Below are 21,069 nucleotides of genomic sequence, written 5' to 3' on the forward strand. Positions count from 1 at the left end.
TCGGACGTCAAGGAGGTTGCTGTGACCGAGCACGACGAGCTGGACCCCAGCGCCGAGGCGCGCGAGCAGCGCGAGGCCGAGGACGCACGCCGCGAGGCCGACGCGTTGCGACGCGACCGCGAGCGCGACGAGCGGGCGGCGCAGAAGGAGGCCGAGCGGGCTCGACGCGACGCCGAGAAGATCGACCGCACCCGCGCGAAGGACGCCGAGCAGGCGCGGCGGTCGGAGGACGAGCGCGAGCAGGACGCGGCGAAGGCGGCCGACGCCGCCCGGCGCGACCAGGAGCGGACCGAGCGCGACCGGGCCAAGGCGGACCAGAACGCGCAGCGCGAGCGCGAGCGGGCAGCCCGCGACGCCGCCCGCGAGGCGGGCAGGGCACTGCGCGACGCGGCGAAGGCCGAGCGCGCCGCAGCACTGGCGCAGCAGCGGGCCGCGCGCGAGGCGGAGAAGGCGCGCGCGGAGGCCGAGCGGGCCGGCGACGGACCGGGCCCGGACCTCGCCGGGCTCCCACGCGACCTCGCGGTGCTGTGGCGGGCACCGGCGCCGGGCCGACGCGGGCGGCGACCGGGCCTGACCGTCGAGCAGATCGCCGACGCCGGCATCGCGCTGGCGGACACCGAGGGGATCGCCAGCGTCTCGATGGCGCGGCTCGCCGAGTCGCTCGGCTTCACGACGATGTCGCTCTACCGGTACGTGTCGTCGAAGGACGAGGTGCTCGCGCTGATGTCCGACCGTGCGGGCGGGCGGCCGCCGCTCGTGGGTCCCAAGGTGGGGGACTGGAGGGCGCGGCTCGAGGTGCTGCTCGGCGAGCAGCGCCCGGTCATCGCGGCGCACCCCTGGCTCGCGCAGACCACGTCCGTGCTGCACGCGCTCGGCCCCAACCGGCTCGCCTGGATGGAGGCGATGCTCGCGGCGCTCGACGACACGCCGCTGTCCCCGGCGGACCGGCTCGCCGTCACCGGCACGCTCGCCGCGCACATGCTCGACGAGGCGCGCGTCGCGTCGGCGATCGCTGCCCGGCGCACCGAGCTGGTGGAGGAGGACCTCGCCGCGTCGCCCGACGAGCTCGTCCTGCTGCTCGCCGACGAGCAGACGCACCCCGCCCTCGTGGCCGCCGCGCGCGCGGGGGCGTTCGCCGCGCCCGACGAGGGCGCGCTGCCGTTCGGGACGCGGGTGATCCTCGACGGGATCGAGGCGATGATCGCCCGCGCCTGAGCCCGGACCCCACGGCCCGCCTGAGCCTCGAGCCGACCACAGCCCCGGGGCCGGGCGCCCGCGTCCACAATTCGCCCCGGAACCCTGCCCCGATGTCGGAGCGCAGCGGCAGACTCACCCCATGACCGATGTCGCCCTGGGCAACGCCGCCGCGGGGACCACCTCCGTGGATCCTGCCGCCGCCCCCGCCAGCACCCTCACCGCCCGGCGCTGCTTCGGCGACGGCAACCCGCTGTACGAGCGCTACCACGACGAGGAGTGGGGCGTGCCGGTGCACGGCGAGCACGCCCTGTACGAGCGGTTCACCCTCGAGGCGTTCCAGTCCGGCCTCGCCTGGATCACCGTCCTGCGCAAGCGCCCCGCGTTCCGCGAGGCGTTCGCCGACTTCGACCCCGAGGTCGTGGCTGAGTACGACGACACCGACGTGGCCCGCCTCATGGCCGACGCGTCGATCGTCCGCAACCGCGCCAAGATCGACGCCGCGATCGCCAACGCCCGCGCCCTGCGGGACCTGCACGCAGCCGGCGGCACGCTCGACCAGATCCTGTGGTCGTTCGCACCCGACCGCTCCGACTGGGTCCGCCCGTCCACGTGGGCCGGCCTGGCGGCGACGACACCCGAGTCGAAGGCACTCGCCAAGGAGCTCAAGGCCCGCGGTTTCCGGTTCGTCGGCCCGACCACGGCCTACGCCGCGATGCAGGCCTGCGGCGTCGTCGACGACCACCTCGCAGGGTGCCCCGTCGTCCTCGCGCGCACGCCCACCACCGCCTGACCGCCGCACCCGGTGCAGGTGGCTGCCGCGCGTTGCTCCTGGCGGGTGACGTTGCCCGTGCGGAGTTCTGCCACGTCCCCCTAACGGGCTACTCTGCCGCGCATGACCGATCTGCCCCGCAGCGAGCCCGGCGACGACGCCGCACGTGCCGCACGCGAGGCGCTGGTCGGATCGGCCGCCCCGGACGCGTCCATCCTCGCGGCGGTCCAGGACGGCCTGATGTCCGTCCCTGCGCCCGCGCCGAGCTCGTGGTTCGACGTCCCGTCGCAGCGCCAGCGCCCCCAGCCCTTCACGCCGCCCCGCCGCCGCGGCTGATCCGCAGAGGCCGGCCCCCCAGCCCGGCCCGCCCCGCTCGCGTCCGGCTGGTCCCGGCACCGCTGCGTTCAGCGTTCCTGCCGCCAGGCGCGACCAACGCTGAGCACAAGCGCGTCGGATCGGCTCTTGCGTTGCCAGCAGCCGTGGTGCGGACTCCGTCGTCTCACTGACTGGGAAACCTTGCCCACGATGCGAGAGCGTGGCTAATCTTCAGCCAACCATCCAGAGCGGCCGAGAGACCTGGCTCATTGACGCCGCAGCAACCCCCTTCGCGACGAGGGTGTGGGTGCTTCCGCCAGGACCGATGGAGTGAACCATGTCGCAGACCTCGTGTCTGAGCACCCTCGGGTCCGCCGCGTGAGCGCCGCGACCGTGGAACCGCGCACCCCGGCCGTGCACGCCGCGCCCGCACTGCGCCCGTTGGCGTCGGTGGACCGGCCGACGGTCTCGTTCGAGCTGTTCCCGCCCCGCAACCCGCACGCCGCACCCCGGCTGTGGGAGACCATCCGCGCCATCGAGGACGTCCGTCCGGACTTCGTCTCGGTGACGTACGGCGCCTCGGGCAAGACGCGGGAGACCAGCCGCACGCTCGTCACCCAGCTGCTGCGCGAGACGACCCTCAACCCGATCGCGCACCTGACCTGCGTGGGGACCAGCCGCGCCGAGGTGACCGCGATCGTCGAGGAGTTCCTCGACGAGGGCGTGCGCTCGTTCCTCGCGCTGCGCGGCGACCCGCCCGTGGACCAGCCCGACTGGCAGCCGCACCCGGAGGGCCTGAACACCGCCGGGGAGCTGGTCGAGCTGCTGCGCGAGATCGAGTCGCAGCGCTGCATCGCCAGCCCGTCGCAGGCCGTGCGCGCCCGCGTGCGTCCCCTGTCGATCTCGGTGGCGGCCTTCCCGCGGGGCAACGCCGCGACCGGGGGCACCCGTGCGCAGGACGTCGCCTCGCTGCTGGCCAAGCAGGAGGCCGGCGCCGACTTCGCCATCACGCAGGTGTTCTTCGACGCCGACGCCTACCTCGGTCTGGTCGCCGAGGCGCGCGAGGCCGGCGTCGTGATCCCGATCATCCCGGGCATCATCCCGACGACCGACCCGGCCCGCCTGCTGCGCGTGCAGGAGCTCACCGGCGTCCCGGTGCCACGGTCGCTCCTCGACCTGCTGGGCAACGCCGACGGCGAGGCCGACCAGCACCGGCGCGGCATCCGCGCCGGCATCGACCTGATCAACGGCGTGCTCGACGGTGGGGCGCCCGGCGTCCACGTCTACACGTTCAACAAGCACCACGCGGCCCTCGACCTCCTCGAGGGCGCGCAGCTGCACGGCGGAGCGGGCACCTCGTCCCGCACCGGTGCAGCCCCTGACCCCGTGCCCTCAGTACCGACTACCCCCGAAGGCTGATCTCCCATGAGCAACGTCCCCCAGTTCCCGGCCGGCTCCGTCCTCGGCTACCCGCGCATCGGGCCGCGTCGCGAGCTCAAGAAGGCCATCGAGGCGTTCTGGGCCGGCAAGACGTCGGCCGACGAGGTCGAGGCCACCGCCGCCGACCTGCGCCGCCGCACCCGCACCCGCCTGGCCGAGCTCGGCCTGCCCACCGACGTCCCGGCCATCCCGAGCGCCTTCTCGTTCTACGACCACGTGCTCGACGCGACGGCCGTCGTCGGCGCCGTGCCGGCCCGCTTCGCCGACCTCGTCACCGACGGCGGCCTGGACCTCGCCGGCTACTCGACGGTCGCCCGCGGCCGCGGCGACGACCTGCCGCTCGAGATGACCAAGTGGTTCGACACCAACTACCACTACCTGGTGCCGGAGATCGGCCCCGAGACCGTGTTCAGCTACTCGAGCGACCGCCCGGTCCGTGAGTTCGCGGAGGCCCTCGCCGAGGGCGTCGTCACGCGGCCCGTCATCGTCGGCCCGGTCACCTACCTCGCGCTGGCGAAGGCCACCGAGGGCTCGCCCGAGGACTTCGCACCCATCGACCGCCTGCAGGACATCCTGCCGGTCTACGTGCAGCTGCTGGCCGAGCTCGCCGCCGCGGGCGCCACGTGGGTGCAGCTCGAGGAGCCGGCGCTCGTCTCCGACTCGATCGAAGTTCCCGCCGAGCGTCTGCTCGCGGCCGTCGTCGAGGCCTACGGCGTGCTGACCGGCGCGGAGAGCCGCCCGGCGATCTTCGTCGCGGCCCCCTACGGCGACCTGGGCGCGGCGCTGCCCGTGCTCGCGGCGACCGACGTCGAGGCCATCGGCATCGACCTGGTCCGCGGCGACGTCCCCGCCGAGGCCGTCCCCGGCCTGGAGACCAAGACGCTGGTGGCCGGCGTGATCGACGGCCACAACATCTGGCGCGCCGACCTCGACGCGAAGCTCGCGATCCTCGAGCGCCTGGAGAACCTCGGCGCCGCCGCGGTCACCGTCGGCACGTCGACGAGCCTCTTCCACGTCCCGCACACCACCGAGGACGAGCCGAACCTCGACGCGACCCTGAAGAGCTGGCTCGCGTTCGCGGACCAGAAGGTCCGCGAGGTCGTCGTGCTCGCCGAGGGCCTGACCGAGGGCCGCGAGGCCATCCACGAGCAGCTGCTCGAGGCCTCCGACGCGGTGAACTCCCGCAAGACCGCCCCCGGCGTGGTGCGTCCCGAGGTCCGTGACCGGGTGGCCGCCCTCACCGAGGACGCGTTCAACCGCGGCGACTTCGAGACGCGCAAGAAGGCCCAGGCCGAGCGCCTCGACCTCCCGCCGCTGCCGACCACGACGATCGGCTCGTTCCCCCAGACGCCCGAGATCCGCAAGGCCCGCGCGGCCTTCGTCAAGGGCGAGCTGACGGCGGGGCAGTACGAGGACGAGATGAAGGCGGAGATCGCCCGCGTCGTCGAGCTGCAGGAGCAGATCGGCCTCGACGTGCTGGTGCACGGCGAGCCCGAGCGCAACGACATGGTGCAGTACTTCGCGGAGAACCTCGACGGGTTCGCCGTGACCGAGAACGGCTGGGTCCAGTCGTACGGCTCGCGCTGCACCCGCCCCTCGATCCTGTGGGGCGACGTGTCCCGCCCGGCGCCGATCACGGTGGCCTGGGCGCAGTACGCGCAGTCGCTGACCCAGAAGCACATGAAGGGCATGCTCACCGGCCCGGTGACGATCCTGGCCTGGTCCTTCGTCCGCGACGACCAGCCGCTCGGGGACACCGCCAACCAGGTCGGGCTCGCGCTGCGCGACGAGATCAACGACCTCGAGGCCGCCGGCATCGCGATCATCCAGGTCGACGAGCCCGCCCTGCGCGAGCTGCTGCCCCTGCGCGCCGAGGACCACGCGGCGTACCTGGACTGGTCGGTCCGCTCGTTCCGCCTCTCGACGGCGGGCGTGCGCGAGGACACCCAGATCCACACGCACCTGTGCTACTCGGAGTTCGGCCAGATCATGGGCGCGATCGACGGCCTCGACGCCGACGTGACGTCCATCGAGGCCGCGCGCTCGAAGATGGAGATTCTCGGCGACATCGCCGCGGCGGGCTACCCGCGCGCCGTCGGCCCGGGCGTCTACGACATCCACTCGCCGCGCGTCCCCTCGGAGGCCGAGGTCACCGAGCTGCTCGCCGACGCGGTCAAGGCCATCGCGGTCGACCAGCTCTGGGTCAACCCGGACTGCGGCCTGAAGACCCGCCGCTACGAGGAGGTCACCCCCTCGCTCGAGCGCATCCTGGCGGCGACCCGCACGGTCCGCGCCACGCTCTGACGCGTCCCCGAAGGCCCCGGCCCGCCATGCGCGGCCGGGGCCTTCGTCGTCCCCGCTCCGGCCGGCCCGCCCCGCTCGGCTCGTCCCCGCTCGATCCGCCCCCGCTCGGCTCGTCGACACGACGCATCCCGCCGCACTTGTGGCGGGAGTCGACCCCTGAGGCCGTCCGCCGCCCCGGGGGGCAACTCCCGCACCAAGTGCGGCGGGATGGGTCGGCTAGCGTCGGACCGGTGACGATCTTCGACACCGTCCCCCTCGTCGAGCTCCGCGAGCGCACCAGCATCAAGTGGAGCCAGTACCCGCCGGACGTGCTGCCCTGCTGGGTCGCGGAGATGGACGTGCCGCAACCCGCGCCGGTGGTCCGCGCGGTCACCGAGGCGATGCGGCTCGGCGACACGGGATACGACGCCGAGGGCCTCAACGGCGAGGCGCTGGCCCCGTTCGTCCAGGAGCTGTACGGGTGGGAGATCGACGCCGCCACGACTCGGTCGGTGCCGGACGTGATGATCGGCGCCGCGGAGGTGCTGTCGCTCGTCACCGAGAGGGGCGCCCCGGTGGTCATCAACCCGCCCGTCTACCCGCCGTTCGCGCAGTTCATCGAGCACGCGGGCCGACGAGTGGTCCGCGCGCCGCTCGGCGACGACGGCCGGCTCGACCTCGACGTGCTCGACTCGGCCTTCGCCCGGGCCAGCGGCGGCGCGTACCTGCTCTGCCACCCGCACAACCCGACGGGCGCGGTGCACACCTCCGACGAGCTCGGGGCGGTCGGAGACCTCGCGCGGCGGCACCGGGTGCGTGTGGTGGCCGACGAGATCCACGCCCCGCTCGTCCTGCGCGGCGCCTTCACCCCGACGACGACCGTCATCCCCGACGCCATCGCGCTGCACTCGGCGTCGAAGGCGTTCAACCTCGCGGGCCTGAAGTCCGCGGTCGCGGTGCCCGGCCCCGACGCGGTCGACGACCTGGCGCGCCTGCCCGAGATCATCCGGCACGGGGTGAGCCACCTCGGCACGATCGCGCACGCCGCCGCGTACGCGGAAGGGCGGTCATGGCTGGCAGAGGTGCTCGACGGGCTGCGTGCGAACCAGGCTCTCGTCGAGGACCTGCTCGCGGCACAGGTCCCGAAGGCCCGGTGGGAGCCGCCCGCCGCGACCTACTTCGCGTGGATCGACCTGCGCGCCTACGGTGCCGAGCCGTCGAGGCGCCTGCTGCAGCACGGTCGCCTGGCGGTCAACGACGGTGCGACGTTCGGCGCTGCCGCCGAGGGGTACGTGCGCCTCAACCTCGCGGCGTCGACGGCGACGCTCACGGAGGCGGTGCGGCGGATGCGGCTCGCGCTGGGCTGACGGCGGCCGGGCTGATGCTGCTGATCGCCTCGACGATCCGCACGTCGGCGTCCAGCCACGGCACCGTCAGCCACCGCCCCGCGGCCAGCCACCGGACCTCGTCGTGCTCGACGAGCGGAGCGGGCACGCCCTCGGCCAGCTCCGCGTACCAGAGGCGCATCACGTACGTCTCGGTGAGTCGCCACGCACCGTCGTCGGGCCCGACGATCTCGGCGCCCAGCTCGACCCGGACCCCGAGCTCTTCACGGAGCTCACGGTGCAGCGCGTCCACGGGGTCCTCGTCGACCTCGACCTTCCCGCCCGGGAACTCCCACCGGCCCGCGAGCGACGCGGGCACGGCGCGACGAGCGGCGAGCAGTGCTCGGGGGTCGTCGAGGTCGTCCACGATGGCGGCCGCGACGACGAGCACCGGTTCGGTCATGCGCGCGAGTCTGCCAGGCGCTCGGCCCGGCTCGGAGTCGGTCAGCGGATGCCGTGCTCGATCGCCCAGGCCACGGCCTCGGAGCGGGTCGACACGCCGATCTTGCGGTAGACGCTCCGGACCTGCGACTTCACGGTGTTGCGCGTGACGAACAGGCGGGTGGCGATCTCCTCGAGCGTGACGTCCTCGCCCAGCTCGGCCAGGACGACGCGCTCGCGGCGCGTGAGGGAGACGGTGACGGCCGAGGTGGCCTGCTCGCTCGTGTCCAGGATGGTCATGATGTCCTCCGGTTCTGACGTGTTCCCGGTCTGCGCCGGGCCCACGATGGGGCTGAGTACCGGATGAGAGCGGGCCCGAGAGTGGTTATGACGCCACTTTCGAAACCTGTCTCGTCGTGCCTCGCTGCCCCCACCGCGGCGTGTGTTCTGCCGTCAACAATGAACCGAGTACCTCGAGGTAGATACACCGAGCCCTGGATCCTGCGGCCATTCACTCTATCGGGCCGTCACGATTCCCCCGTATGGCCGCAATCTGCCGAGGGAGGTCTCAGCCCGCGGACTGGGCCGCGTAGGCCTCGGCCGTCAGGACGGGTCCGGTCTCGGTGACCTCGACCTTGAGCAGCCACCCGGCGCCGAAGGGGTCGGAGTTGACCAGCGACGGGTCGTCGATCGCGGCCTGGTTGACCTCGGCGACCGTGCCGCTCACGGGGGAGAAGAGCTCGGAGACCGACTTGGTCGACTCGATCTCGCCGATGACCGAGCCCGCCGTGAGGGACTCGCCGACGGCCGGCAGCTCGAGGTAGACGATGTCGCCGAGCGCGTCGGCGGCCACCGAGGTGATGCCGATCGTGGCGGGCGACGCGTCGTCGAGCCACTCGTGCTCGACGGTGTAGTGCAGGTGGGCGGGCAGCTCGACGGTCATGGGGCTTCTCTCTCGGCGTGCGGGCTGGGCTGGGTGTGACTCGGTTCTACCGAGGACGACGGTAGAAGGGAAGGGGCACCACGCGCACCTGTTCTCCACGGCCGCGCACGTCGACGAGCAGCTCGGTGCCCTCGGCCGAGTGCTTCGGGGAGACGTAGGCCATGGCGACCGGGTGGCCGAGCGTGGGCGAGGGGGCGCCGGACGTGACCTCGCCGACCACCTCGCCGGCCGGCGTGGTGACGGGGTAGCCGTGCCTGGCCGCTCGTCGGCCCAGGCCCTGCAGCCCGACGAGCTGGCGCGTGGGCTGCGCCTCGCCGCGCGCGGCGAGGGCCTCGCGGCCGACGAAGGGCACGGGGTTCCCCTCGTCGTCCACCTTGTCGAGCTTGACCACGCGGCCCAGCCCGGCGTCGTGCGGGGTGGTCGTGCGGTCGAGCTCGTTGCCGTACAACGGCATCCCGGCCTCGAGGCGCAGGCTGTCGCGCGCCGAGAGCCCGGCGGGGACCAGGCCGAGCGGCGTGCCGGCCTCGAGGAGCGCGGCCCACAGCGTGGGAGCCTGCTCGGCGGGCACGAACAGCTCGAAGCCGTCCTCGCCCGTGTACCCGGTGCGGGCGACGAGCGCGTCGATGCCCGCGACCGTCGCGTCGACCGCGGCGTAGTACTTCAGCGCGCTCACGGCGTCGGCCTGCGGGGTCAGGGACGTGACGATCTGCTCGGCGAGCGGGCCCTGCACGGCGACGAGCGCGGTGGTGAGCGACTGGTCGTCCAGCGTCGCGTCGCCGGCCAGCCGCTCGACGAGCGCGTCGCGGACGACGTCGACGTTGGAGGCGTTGGCGACGACGAGGTAGCGGTCCTGCGTGAGCCGGTAGACGACGAGGTCGTCGATGACGCCCCCGTCCTCCGCGCAGATCATCGTGTAGCGGGCGCGACCCGGCGCGAGCGCCGAGAGGTTCCCGACGAGAGCGCCGTCCAGCGCGCGCCCGGCGTCAGGGCCGCTGATCTCGAGCTCACCCATGTGCGACAGGTCGAACAGGCCGGCCGCGGTGCGCACCGCCTGGTGCTCGGCGATGTCCGAGGAGTAGCGCAGCGGCATCTGCCAGCCGGCGAAGCTCGTCAGCGCGGCACCCAGCGCGACGTGCTCGTCGTGCAGCGGGGACAGGACGTCGGTCATCTCGGTCTCCTTCACAGCGTCGGTCATTCCGCGTACGCCTCGACCGGCGGGCACGAGCAGACGAGGTTGCGGTCGCCGCGGGCTCCGTCGATGCGGCGCACGGGCGGCCAGTACTTGCCGGCGCGCAGGCTCGCGACGGGGAAGGCGGCGGTCTGGCGGCCGTACGCGTGCTCCCAGACGTCCGACGACACCGAGGCGGCCGTGTGCGGGGCACCCCGCAGGGGGGAGTCCTCGACCGGCCAGACGCCCGCGGCGATCTGGTCGATCTCGCCGCGGATCGCGACCAGCGCGTCCACGAAGCGGTCCAGCTCGCCCAGGTCCTCGGACTCGGTCGGCTCGATCATCAACGTGCCCGCGACCGGGAAGCTGAGCGTCGGGGCGTGGAAGCCGTAGTCCATGAGCCGCTTGGCCACGTCCTCGGCCGTGACGCCCGTGGCCTTGGTGATCTCGCGGATGTCGAGGATGCACTCGTGCGCGACGAGGCCGGCCGGGCCGGTGTAGAGCACGGGGAAGTGCTCGTGCAGGCGCGTGGCCAGGTAGTTGGCGCCGAGCACCGCGGTCTCGGTCGCGGTCCGCAGCCCGTCCGGGCCCATGAGCGCGACGTACGCCCACGAGATCGGCAGGATGCTGGCGGAGCCCCACGGCGCGGCGCTGACCGGAGCGACCGCGTTGGTCGCGCCGGGCGTCGGGTCGCCGGGCAGGTAGGGCGCGAGGTGCGCCGCGACCGCGACCGGGCCGACGCCTGGGCCGCCGCCGCCGTGCGGGATGCAGAACGTCTTGTGCAGGTTGAGGTGGCTGACGTCGCCGCCGAACTCGCCGGGCCGTGCGAGGCCGACGAGCGCGTTGAGGTTGGCGCCGTCGATGTAGACCTGCCCGCCCGCGGCGTGGACCAGGTCGCACACCTCGCGGACGTGCTCCTCGTACACACCGTGCGTGGAGGGGTAGGTGATCATGATCGCGGCGACCGCCGGGCCGTGCTGCTCGAGCTTGGCGCGCAGGTCGTCGAGCTGGATCTCGCCGTCGTCGGCCGTGGCGACCACCACGACGCGCATGCCCGCGAGCGCCGCCGACGCCGCGTTGGTGCCGTGCGCGCTGGCCGGGATGAGGCAGATGTCGCGCGCCTCGCCGTTGGCCGCGTGGAACGCCTTGATCGCGAGCAGGCCGGCGAACTCACCCTGCGAGCCGCCGTTCGGCTGGACGCTGACGGCTGCGTAGCCGGTGATCTCGGCGAGCCAGTCCTGCAGCTGCGTGACGAGCTCGGCGTAGCCCTGCGTCTGGTCGGCCGGGGCGTACGGGTGGATGCTCGCGAACTCGGGCCAGGAGATAGGCTCCATCTCGACCGTGGCGTTGAGCTTCATCGTGCACGAGCCGAGCGGGATCATCGTGCGGTCGAGGGCCAGGTCCTTGTCGGAGAGCTTGCGCAGGTAGCGCAGCATCGCGGTCTCGGAGCGGTGCAGGTGGAAGACCGGGTGCGTGAGGTAGGCGTCCGTGCGGCGGAGCGCGTCCGGGAGCGGTGCGGCCTGGGCGCTGGTCAGGACGAAGTGGCGGTTGCCGCTCCCGTCGGACTCGATGTCGGTCACCCCGCTGACGACGAACGCGCAGAACGCCGCCTGCGCGGCTGCCTCGTCGGTCGCCTCGTCGCACGAGATCTGGACGTGGTCGTCGTCGGGCGCCCACAGGTTGACCCCCTGGCGCACACCCGCAGCGACGACGTCGCGCGCACGACCCGGGACGACGGCACGGATGGTGTCGAAGTACGCCGCGTGCTCGACCTCGACGCCGTGGTCCTCGAGCGCCTTCGCGATCCAGCGGGCGTAGCCGTGCACGCGCTCGCCGATCGCCCGCAGGCCGTCGGGACCGTGGTAGACCGCGTACATCGACGCGACGATCGCGAGCAGCGCCTGCGCGGTGCAGATGTTGCTCGTCGCCTTCTCGCGGCGGATGTGCTGCTCGCGGGTCTGCAGCGCGAGCCGGTACGCGGCGGCGCCGTCGGCGTCGATCGAGACGCCGACGAGGCGGCCGGGCAGCATGCGCTCGAGGCCGGTGCGGACCGCCATGAACGCGGCGTGCGGGCCGCCGCCGAACAGCGGGACGCCGAACCGCTGCGCGGACCCGACCGAGACGTCGGCGCCGAGCGTGCCGGGGCTGGTCAGGAGCGTGAGGGCGAGCAGGTCGGCGGCGACGGTGACGAGCGCGCCGCGGGCCTTCGCGGCAGCGATCACCGACGTCAGGTCGCGGACCTCGCCCGAGGCGGCGACCTGCTGGACGACGACGCCGATCAGGTCGCCCTCGACCTCGGGCAGCCCCTGGGACAGGTCGGCGACGACGACGGGCAGCCCGATGGCGTGCGCGCGCCCGAGCGTCACGGCGAGCGACTGGCCGAACAGCTGGTCGTCGAGGATCACGGTGCCGGCCTTGTTGCGCTGGCCGCGCCACATGAGGGCGACGGCCTCGGCGACCGCGGTGGCCTCGTCGAGGAGCGAGGCATTGGCGATGTCCAGGCCGGTGAGGTCGGTGACCATCGTCTGGAAGTTGAGCAGCGCCTCGAGGCGACCCTGGCTGATCTCCGGCTGGTACGGCGTGTAGGCGGTGTACCAGGCGGGCGACTCGAGCACGTTGCGGCGGATCACCGCCGGCGTGATCGTGTCCGAGTAGCCCTGGCCGATCATCGAGGTGAGGACCTTGTTCTTGCCCGCGATGGTGCGCAGCGCGGCGAGCACCTCGACCTCGCTGCGCGCGGCGGGCAGGTCCAGCGGGCGGCCGCTGCGGATCGACTCGGGAACGGCGGCGTCGATGAGCGCATCGAGGCTCTCGTAGCCGACCGTCGCGAGCATCCGCGCGGTCTCGGTCCCGCGCGGACCGATGTGGCGGTCGGCGAACTCGACGGCGGCGGGCGTGTGCTCGACGGCGGTCGTGGGGACCGACTCGGCTGTGCCGACGTTGATACCCGAGATGAACTGAGGATTCGTCACGTGCTGCTCCGCTGGGGGCTCGCCCGACTGACGTCGGGGCGGACGGTGGGCTCCCCGCTCTGTCATCCGTGTGCGGGCACACGACCTGAGAGTTTTGCCGGTCCGCCACGCCCTCTCGGGGCTTCGGGGCGCGCCGGCTTGCACCGTCGGTGGGCCCGTCGCCGGGCCGCTTTCCAGAGTTGCCTCGCCGCGGCGGTACAGGGGCCTGAGAGTTTCCCGGGGAGGTTTCTCCTTCGGCGTCCCGCTACACGCGCGGGATCTCTCCCGCCGCGGTTCGAGCAGCGTGTTCAGTTGTCCGGCCAGGGTACCGGGCGCGGGCGCCGGCCGTCGCGGGTGTGTCAGTGGGTGGTTGCGTGCGCTCGCAGGCGATCCGCCAGCTGCTCGACCTGGAGCTCGCTCGCGCCGGCGATCCCGCCCGAGAGCTGGCGGCTCGGGCACAGGACGAGCGCCACGCCACTGTGGACGGTCACCGCGAGGCCGTTCATGACCATGGTGCCCGCCTGGGCGCGCGTGCCCGTCACCTGCACCACGTCCCGCCACGGCAGGGCGAGCAGGCGGACCGGCGGCTTGCCGCCGTCCCAGAGCTCGACGCCCTCGCCCGACCAGGCAAGCACGATCGCGTCGCCCGACCCCTGGGGGAGCGGCTTGGTCGCGCCGAGCTCCCGCAGGGCATCGCCCAGCGTCCCGTCGGCCCACGCGGCGGCCAGGTCCCACCCCGGGCGCTCCTGGGCGACGCGGCGCACCCGGCGATGGTTCGCGCGGGTGATCGGCACGACGATCGCCGTCACGATCACCGCGAGGACCACGACCGTGATCGCCGCGACGAGCAGCGCGTGAGCCCGCTCGTCGGGCGCCGCGCGACCGACGGACACCGCTAGGGTCACCAGGCCGATCGCGCTCACGAGCGCGGCCGGAAGCAGCCAGGGCGGACGTGCCTTGCCCATCGTCACTCCTCACGTCGCGTCACCCACGTCGGGCCTGGTCACGGTACGCGGGGAAGCTGTCGCGTCTGTCGTCACGCGCCGCCACCGGATCAGCGCCGTGGCACGGATCCGCCGGCGCGCCGCAGGTGCTCCACGAGAGTGTCGACCTCGCGGGCGCTGGCCCCGGTGGAGGCGTCGACCGTGTCGACGATGGTGTCGAAGAGCTCGAGGAACGCGTCGGCCGCCTCGACGAGAGGGGTGCTGAACGTGAGCAGGACGATCTCGGCGGCGCCGGGAAGGTCGAGCCAGTAGTCGGCGCGGAAGACCCGGGTGTCAGGCGCAGGTTCGCGGGCGGTCGCGCGATCGACCCACGTCCGGCGCAGCACGGACCCCCGATCGGCGACCACCAGCTCGAGGCCGTCCGACGGCAACGGCGCGAAGGCTCGCTCAAGCGAGTGCAGCTCGCCGCCCCCCGAGCGCGGGAGCCGGTACGCCGCGAGCGCCGCGGGGAGGCGAGCCTCGCCGACCTGCATGAGCGAGATCGCGAGCAGGAACGCGCCCGCCCGGGCCGCGTCCCTCGCCTGCTTGCCCAGCGCGGTGCGAATCTCGGCGCGCAGCGCGGCCCGGTCGTCAGCGCGGCCCACCTGCCGGGCGACCAGCGCGGCGATCGAGCGCTCACGGGCGGGCTCGGAGGCCACGTCGACGATCCACCAGTCGTCCGGGAGGTACAGGGCGATCGGTGTCGGCTCCAGCGCGCTCCCGGTCATCGGCCCGGCGCCACGTCGAGGACCCGTCGGGCGTCGCCGTCCTGGTGGACGTTCCACAGGCTCTGCCCCGCGTGGTAGCCACCCGGGGCGTAGTTGTCGGTGTCGAACGCCCAGTCGGAGAAGTCCTGCGGACCGAACAATGCGTCGGACGCGGTCACGCCGTAGGCCCCGGCGGCCGCGCGTCGCCAGCGCAGGGATCGTCGGACCGCGTCTGCCGTACTGGCAGAGACATCCAGGAGGTTCGGCGAGATCGCGTTGACCGCGTGGAGGTCCTTCGCGAGCGCGGGGTCGCCGAGCATGCGGACGGCGAACGTCGCCCCGCGGCTGTCGGCCCACCACTCGCGCAGGGTCTTGGACCCGGTGATCGAGCGGCCGTCGCGGTAGGCCCTGAACTCGATGCGTGGATCCAGTGCGTCCTTGAAGGCGGCTCGACCGCTCGCCGACCCCATCGCTTCGGTGGCCTCGTGGCGGCTCAGGGTGGACGCGGGGCCGCCGGCCAGGTTCTGGATGACGTCCCACGAGCTGCCGCCGCCCGGAGCACCGGGCGGGCGCGACCCCGGGGGCCTCGAGGCGATCAGGCCGGCTTCTCGCCGGGCCGTCCCGGCCGCGGCTCGCGTGGTGGTGCGCGCCATCGTCCCCACGCCCTTGCCCAGACCACCGGGGATCAGGCCGGCCGCATCCCAGACGACGTCTCCCCAGGTCACGTCGTCGTCCGAGATGGCCAGGACGATGTCCGCTGCCAGCTTCACCGCCGCCGCCAAGAGGGCCGCGAGCGCGAACAGCTCGCCGAGCCCCGGCACCCAGCAGAACACCAGTGCCAGCAGTCCGCAGACGTTGGCGACCACGTCGGCGACCGCGGCGATCGTCGTCAGCACCGCCTTGCCCCAGTCCTGCCACCACCCGTCGTCGAGCCCGTCGTGCAGGGCACCGCGGATCGCGGTCGCCGCGGTCTCGGCGGCCGCGTCGCGCGCCAGCACCGCGCGCTCGAGGTCGGCTCGCGCTGCATCCAGGGCACGGTCGGCGCCGTCCTGGTCGGCCCGTGCTCGCTCGAGGTCCCGGGTCCTGGCGGGCAGGTCGTCGGGTGTGGACACCTCGAGGGCGGCCCGGGCCGCGACGACGCGAGCATCGGCGTCCTGGCGGTCCTCGTCGGCGCTCCGCCCGGCCCGCAACGCGGCGTGGGCAGCACCCTGTGCCGCGTCCAGCCGGACGGCGTACGCACCCAGGGCCCGCCCGACGACTGCGTACCGCCCACGGGCGCGGCCGATCTGGTCGGCGACGTCACCGGCCTTGGTCGCGATGGCCTCGACCGCCTCGGAGACGTCGTGGCGCTGTGCGGCGATCTCTCGCAGTCGGCCCGCCGCAGTGGCGATGGCGAGCGCGACGTCCTCGTACCGCTCCGACGCCCGGCGCACGACGCGCGGGTCACCCGGCACGGGATCGGCGGGCGCGAGGGGGAACCACGACTCGCTCACGCGTCCCCCCGCAGCACCGCGGCGAACTGCAGGTCGAGGTCCTCGAACGCGCCGCCGATCCCCTCGCACGACCGTGCCAGCTCGGCCACGCCCTGGACCATGTCCGCGCGCCGGTCGTCCCAGCCGTGCGCGAAGTCCCGGATCGCGCCGGCCAGCTCGTCGTGCCCGACATCCTCAGCGACTGCGTCGCTGCGTGCGTCCGCGGCGTCGAACTCCTCCGCGACGGACCGCAGCGCCGTGCCGGCCTCGCGCAGGCCGTCGGTGTCGACGATCAACCGGTCGCCCATGCCTCGCCCCCTCGTCGGCCGTGCGTCAGCCGCGCAGTGCGGACGCGAGCTGCTTGTCCGTGTCCTCGAGGGCGTCCGACGCCTTGCGCAGGTAGTCGCCGAGGCTCGACAGACCGCCCATCAGCTCGGTCGCCCCGTGCGTGAACTTCCGGTAGGACTCCCCGAACGTCACCGAGGCCTGGTCGGTGACGAATCCCGAGGAGATCAGCCCCTCGATGAAGCCCTTGAGCTCGTTGAGCTTGGTGGTGATGTCGTCCTGACCCGTGCTGAGCCGCGTCGCCGCGTCACGCATCTCGGAGTAGGAGACGTCGAGGTTGGCCATGGTTCCTCCCGGTGGTCCGTGCGGCGGAGGTCTCCGCCTGGCTGCACCGTAGGAGAGTTCGCGTCCGCTTCGTCCCGGTTTTCCACAGCCCTACCCGGGGACGGCCACCTGCACCCGGTGCTGGCGCCCGGCCTCGACGTAGACGCCGCGTCCCGGGGGGAACTCGGCGCGGGCGATGCGCGGGAAAGCCGTGCGGAACAGGGCGTCGCCGTCCAGCGAGTCGGGCTGCAGGACGAGGCCCCGGCGGCCGGCGCGCACGTCCGCGACGAGCGGCCACGATGATCCCCACGCGCTCGTCTCGGCCTCGGCGACGACCAGGTGGTCACCCCGCCGGGCAGCGCGGACGACGTCCGTGAGCGGCTGCTCGGCCGGGCCGCCGAGGAAGTCGCCCAGACCCTCGACGATGATGACGACGAGCCGGTCCGGCCTCGACAGCGAGGGCAGGATCGCGCGGGCGAGCGCGGCCGCGTCGTCGGCGTCGAGCGCCACGTCGGTCCAGCCCGCCGCCGCGTGCACGGGCGACCGCCGGTTGCCCACGTAGTAACGCGGCGTGCCCGGCGACCAGCGGCGCAGCGCCTCGGCGATCGCGCCGAGGGCCGTCGTCCTGCCGCTCCCTGGCAGTCCCGCGAGCACGAAGGTGCCGCGCGGCGTGAATCCCAGCGGCTGCAGGGTGTCGTCGGCGACGCCGAGGACCGGCAGGCCGTCGACCTCCACGGGCAGGTCCGCCTGCGCGACGAACGTCGGAAGGCGACGCACGGCCTCCGGCGGGCGATCCCGTCGCACCCGGGCGGCGAGGGCCACGAGTGCCCGGGCCTGCTCCGCGGGGCTCGCGGCCGCGCCGGGGACGGCCACCTGGAGCTCGTCGACCTCGCCGGAGAACACGCCGCGGCCCGGTGGGGACGCGGGGCCGAGCACGTCCTTGGGGATCCCGAGCACGCCGTACGCGGACTCGTCGGCCTGCCGGAGCACGAGCCGGCGCTGCACGCTGCCCGACAGCGAGGTCGGCAGCGCCCCCGGCCTCTCGGCGGACATCGCCACGTGGATGCCGAGCGGCCGGCCCTCGACGACGATGCGCTGGAACGCGGCCCACGCGCCGGTGCGCCCGGCATCCGCCTCGTAGGCTTCGCGGAAGGCGGCCAGGCCGTCCACGAGGAGCAGCACCCGTGGCTCGTCGGGCCGACCCGCGAGGGCTCGGTACTCGGTGAGCGTCCCCGCGCGCGCCGCGGCGAACCGGGTGGCCCGCTCGTCGAGCTGGTCGCGGAGGCGGCGGAGCAGGCGGACCGTGCGCTCGGTGTCGGCGCCGTCGATCACCGCACCGACGTGCGGCAGGACGTCGAGCATCGCGAGCCCGCCCGACCCGTGGTCGAGGCCGTAGACGTGGGCGTTCTCGCCGGCCGCGGACGCGGCAACGGTCCGCAGCAGGGTCGACTTCCCCGATCCTCCCGTACCGAGCACGGCGAGGCAGCCGTCCTCGTCGGGCCGCCAGCACACGACGTGCTGCTCCTGCTGAGCGGGACGGTCGGCGATGCCCAGCACGATCCCGTCGAGCGCTGCCTCGAGGCCGACGACGGCCGGCAGCTCGGGGAGCCAGGGCCGACGCGGGGGCGGGATGTCGAGCGCGGCCGCGCGGACGGTCGCCACGACCCTCGCGATGTCCGTGGGCGTGTCGTCGTCGGGCTCGCTGACGACGGGCGCGACGTCCCACGGGACGGCCGGGCCGAACGCGAGCGACTCGATGCGCACGGTCGGCCGCCGGGGGGCGCCACCGGAGCGCGCGGACGGGTACGCCGACTGGAACATCGACACGCGCCCGGGCCCTGTCCGCACCGCCGCGCGCCCGGGGAGCCCGGGGTCGAAGCCCGCCGCGAGCGCGGACCCGAGCACGTCGGTCGAGTCGTGCTCGTCGGCCATCCGCAGCGCCACGCGCAGGTTCGTGTTCGCGCGCAGGTTGTCCTTGATGACACCGGCCGGACGCTGGGTCGCGAGGATCAGGTGCAGACCGAGCGACCGGCCGCGCTGAGCGACGTCGACGACCCCGTCGACGAACTCCGGCACCTCGGCGACCAGCGCGGCGAACTCGTCGACCACGATGACCAGCGCCGGCGGCGTCTCCGGGTCGCCGCTGCGCTCGAGCTCGAGCAGGTCCTTGACGCCCTTGCGGTTGAACAGGTGCTCGCGCCGCCGCAGCTCCGCCCGCAGCGAGGCGAGCGCGCGGCGGACCAGGGGCGGCGACAGGTCCGTGACGAGGCCGACGCAGTGCGGCAGGTCCACGCAGTCGGCGAAAGCTGCGCCGCCCTTGTAGTCGACGAGCAGGAACGTCACCCGGTCGGGGCTGTGGGCGGTCGCCAGCCCGAGCACCCACGCCTGCAGGAGCTCGCTCTTGCCCGCGCCGGTCGTCCCACCCACGAGGGCGTGCGGCCCCTGGGCACGCAGGTCGAGCACGAACTGGCCGCCGGACCCGAGCCCGACGAGCGCTCGCAGCCCGGCGTCGCGCCGCCGCCGGACCGGCGGCCCGTCCCGATCGAGGACCGACCCGGTCTCTCGCCACACCTCCAGGACCGCCGCCGGGCTCTCGGCGACCTCCGCGCCGGCCAGCGCGACGAAGCCGACGCTGCGCGGGAGGTCGGTCTCGTCGATCACCGGGGCGCCCGAGTCGACCACTGCCGCGAGTCCGCGCGCGAAGTCGGTGGCCTCGTCGGTCCCGACCCGTTCGACGGCCGCGTCCACCCGCGCGCCGTCCGCGACGGTCCCGACGCACCACGAGCCATCCGCCGCTCCGGCGACGAAGGCTCGGCAGGCGGCAGGCAGCCGGTCGACGACGTCGGCGCGCCACAGCACGTGGACGCCGACGGCAGGACCGGTCTCGGCGAGCCTGACGAGCCGGCCTCGGTCCGCGAGCGCGTCGTCCTCGACGACCAGCAGGACCGCTGGCAGCACCCCGCTCGACGCCCCACGCGCCGCGACCACTTCCTCCGCGCTCGTGACCAGCACGGATGCAGCCGCCGGGTGCGCGGCCAGGTGTGGACCGCCGAGCGGGCTGTGCGCGGACTCGACGTGCGGGAGCCACGCCAGCCACTCCCAGGACACCTGGCTGGACGGCGACGCCACGGCGGCGATCACCAGCTCCGCCGGCGAGTGCAGCCCGGCGAGCTGCACGACGAGGGCCCGTGCGACCTCGTTCGACGCCGGCCCCGCGACCCCCACGGCGCCGACGGCGCGCAGGTCAGCCACGAGCGGCACGCCCGCGACCTCGGCGTGCCGGTCGCGGACGTCGGTGAGCATCGACCACAGCTCGGTCGTGGCCCGGCCGCGACCGGGAAGCCGGACCGTCGTGCGCGACACGGCGCTCCCGACGCCGAGACGCACGGCCAGGAACGTCGCGTGCTCCGGCCGGCGGCACCACAGGACGGGGCTTCGGGCCCGCGCGCCGGCCACGACGGTGGCGGTGGACGGCATCTCCGCGAGCCGCGCAGCCCGTTCCTCGTCGGCGTCGAGCTCACGGTCCAGCGCGGCAACCTCCGCCGCGAACTGCGCAGCCTGCTCGCGCTGGCGCCGGCGGTCGCCGCGGCGCCGGTCGACGAACGTCGCGACCATGATGACCGGGCTCAGGGCCAGGAAGACGAGCGTGAGGGTGCTGCGCATGACCGCGAAGAGCGCCACGCCCAGGAGCAGCGGCGCGACGAGCGCGAGCAGCGGCAGCTTGGCGGGAGTCGGCGGCTCGGGCGGGGTCGGCGCCTCGACCGTGCGCGCCCCGAACGCCGCGGCGAGGCGCGGGGACCGGTTGAACATCACGACCGCCGAGTCGTCGCGGTCGTCGGGCGCGAGCGGCGTCACACGGAGCACGGAGTCTCCGAGCAGCACGTAGTCGGACGGGCCGACGACGGCCCGGTCCACCCGACCACCACCCACGACGACCCCGTTCGAGGATCCCGCGTCGACGATCTCCACGTGCGCCCCGACGAGCACGCGCGCGTGGCTGCGCGAGACCATCGGGTCGTCGATCACGACGTCGCTGTCCTCGCCGCGACCGAGCGTCGCCAGGCCGCGCGGCACCTCGACGTCGAGCCCCGCCGCCGGCCCGGTGAGCACCTGGACCCTGGCGCCGGCGACGGCATCGTCGTGAGCCGGGTCGACGAGGGTGACGACGGAGCCGGCGCGCAGCGCCACCTCGACCGCCACCGCGCCGCGAGGCAGCGCCCAGCCGTCGACCTCACCGGCGTGGACGACCCGCAGGGTCGACCCGAGCGACTGCCCCATCGCCCGCGCGAGGGCGTCCGCGACGTCGCCGACGGTCGCGTCGGCGTCCGTCGTGACCACGACGTCGCACGCCTCGTCCCCGCGCAGGACCGTGAGCCTCGTCCGCATCCGACCTCCTTCCGATCGGCGGGACGCTAGCTGCCCTCGCGCCGGCCCGTCGGCGGTTGTCCCCAGGTCGGCGGGCTGTG

17 protein-coding genes and 2 riboswitches are annotated in these 21,069 nt (G+C 74.0%); of the genes, 6 read left to right on the forward strand and 11 right to left on the reverse strand.

Going from position 1 to position 21,069, the window contains the following annotated elements; translation table 11 throughout:
* Window positions 1–21: 21 nt before the first annotated feature.
* From EDF34_RS12320 to EDF34_RS12345, 6 genes are all read left to right on the forward strand, one after another.
* Window positions 22–1,215 carry a TetR/AcrR family transcriptional regulator gene (locus tag EDF34_RS12320; protein WP_123371767.1) on the forward strand — a complete coding sequence of 398 codons (1,194 nt, stop codon included), beginning with the start codon at window positions 22–24 and terminating at the stop codon, window positions 1,213–1,215.
* 121 nt (window positions 1,216–1,336) lie between these two features.
* A complete protein-coding gene (locus EDF34_RS12325) occupies window positions 1,337–1,987 on the forward strand; it encodes a DNA-3-methyladenine glycosylase I (RefSeq protein ID WP_123371768.1) in 651 nt (216 codons plus the stop codon).
* A 102-nt stretch (window positions 1,988–2,089) separates the two neighbouring features.
* Entirely contained in the window at window positions 2,090–2,302 is a 213-nt protein-coding gene (locus EDF34_RS12330) for a hypothetical protein (protein WP_123371769.1), read from the forward strand.
* A 215-nt stretch (window positions 2,303–2,517) separates the two neighbouring features.
* Window positions 2,518–2,613, forward strand: a riboswitch (SAM riboswitch).
* A gap of 46 nt (window positions 2,614–2,659) precedes the next feature.
* On the forward strand, window positions 2,660–3,700 hold the full coding sequence (locus EDF34_RS12335) for a methylenetetrahydrofolate reductase (protein ID WP_123371770.1): 1,041 nt from the start codon (window positions 2,660–2,662) through the stop codon (window positions 3,698–3,700).
* A 6-nt stretch (window positions 3,701–3,706) separates the two neighbouring features.
* Entirely contained in the window at window positions 3,707–6,025 is a 2,319-nt protein-coding gene (gene metE / locus EDF34_RS12340) for a 5-methyltetrahydropteroyltriglutamate--homocysteine S-methyltransferase (RefSeq protein WP_123371771.1), read from the forward strand.
* Between the two features lie 230 nt (window positions 6,026–6,255).
* Window positions 6,256–7,371: a MalY/PatB family protein gene (locus EDF34_RS12345; RefSeq protein WP_233575362.1), complete on the forward strand. Its 1,116-nt coding sequence runs from the start codon at window positions 6,256–6,258 to the stop codon at window positions 7,369–7,371.
* Here EDF34_RS12345 and EDF34_RS12350 read toward each other — a convergent pair.
* From EDF34_RS12350 to EDF34_RS12400, 11 genes are all read right to left on the reverse strand, one after another.
* Window positions 7,331–7,792, reverse strand: a complete 462-nt coding sequence (locus EDF34_RS12350) for a (deoxy)nucleoside triphosphate pyrophosphohydrolase (RefSeq protein WP_123371773.1) — start codon at window positions 7,790–7,792, stop codon at window positions 7,331–7,333. The two genes, EDF34_RS12345 and EDF34_RS12350, sit on opposite strands and share 41 nt — an antisense overlap.
* 41 nt (window positions 7,793–7,833) lie before the next feature.
* On the reverse strand, window positions 7,834–8,070 hold the full coding sequence (locus EDF34_RS12355; RefSeq protein WP_123371774.1) for a LuxR C-terminal-related transcriptional regulator: 237 nt from the start codon (window positions 8,068–8,070) through the stop codon (window positions 7,834–7,836).
* Between the two features lie 268 nt (window positions 8,071–8,338).
* A complete protein-coding gene (gene gcvH / locus EDF34_RS12360; RefSeq protein ID WP_123371775.1) occupies window positions 8,339–8,713 on the reverse strand; it encodes a glycine cleavage system protein GcvH in 375 nt (124 codons plus the stop codon).
* 46 nt (window positions 8,714–8,759) lie between these two features.
* Complete coding sequence (gcvT, locus tag EDF34_RS12365) at window positions 8,760–9,881, reverse strand: glycine cleavage system aminomethyltransferase GcvT (protein WP_123371935.1); 1,122 nt, start codon at window positions 9,879–9,881, stop codon at window positions 8,760–8,762.
* A 23-nt stretch (window positions 9,882–9,904) separates the two neighbouring features.
* Window positions 9,905–12,835: an aminomethyl-transferring glycine dehydrogenase gene (gene gcvP, locus EDF34_RS12370; RefSeq protein ID WP_370450071.1), complete on the reverse strand. Its 2,931-nt coding sequence runs from the start codon at window positions 12,833–12,835 to the stop codon at window positions 9,905–9,907.
* A 201-nt stretch (window positions 12,836–13,036) separates the two neighbouring features.
* Window positions 13,037–13,130, reverse strand: a riboswitch (glycine riboswitch).
* Between the two features lie 61 nt (window positions 13,131–13,191).
* Entirely contained in the window at window positions 13,192–13,797 is a 606-nt protein-coding gene (locus tag EDF34_RS12375) for a hypothetical protein (RefSeq protein ID WP_123371777.1), read from the reverse strand.
* Window positions 13,798–13,886: 89 nt separating this feature from the next.
* Window positions 13,887–14,543 (reverse strand): hypothetical protein, encoded by a 657-nt coding sequence (locus EDF34_RS12380; protein WP_123371778.1) that lies wholly within the window; start codon window positions 14,541–14,543, stop codon window positions 13,887–13,889.
* A complete protein-coding gene (locus EDF34_RS12385) occupies window positions 14,540–16,015 on the reverse strand; it encodes a hypothetical protein (RefSeq protein ID WP_123371779.1) in 1,476 nt (491 codons plus the stop codon). Before EDF34_RS12385 ends, EDF34_RS12380 begins: the two co-directional genes overlap by 4 nt.
* Entirely contained in the window at window positions 16,012–16,302 is a 291-nt protein-coding gene (locus EDF34_RS12390; RefSeq protein WP_123371780.1) for a hypothetical protein, read from the reverse strand. The genes EDF34_RS12385 and EDF34_RS12390 overlap by 4 nt, the downstream gene beginning before the upstream one ends.
* Before the next feature lie 25 nt (window positions 16,303–16,327).
* Window positions 16,328–16,624: a WXG100 family type VII secretion target gene (locus tag EDF34_RS12395; RefSeq protein WP_123371781.1), complete on the reverse strand. Its 297-nt coding sequence runs from the start codon at window positions 16,622–16,624 to the stop codon at window positions 16,328–16,330.
* Window positions 16,625–16,714: 90 nt separating this feature from the next.
* Complete coding sequence (locus EDF34_RS12400; protein ID WP_123371782.1) at window positions 16,715–20,989, reverse strand: FtsK/SpoIIIE domain-containing protein; 4,275 nt, start codon at window positions 20,987–20,989, stop codon at window positions 16,715–16,717.
* Between the last annotated feature and the right edge of the window lie 80 nt (window positions 20,990–21,069).

This window comes from Cellulomonas sp. PhB150 (assembly GCF_003755175.1).
Lineage (GTDB): Bacteria > Actinomycetota > Actinomycetes > Actinomycetales > Cellulomonadaceae > Cellulomonas.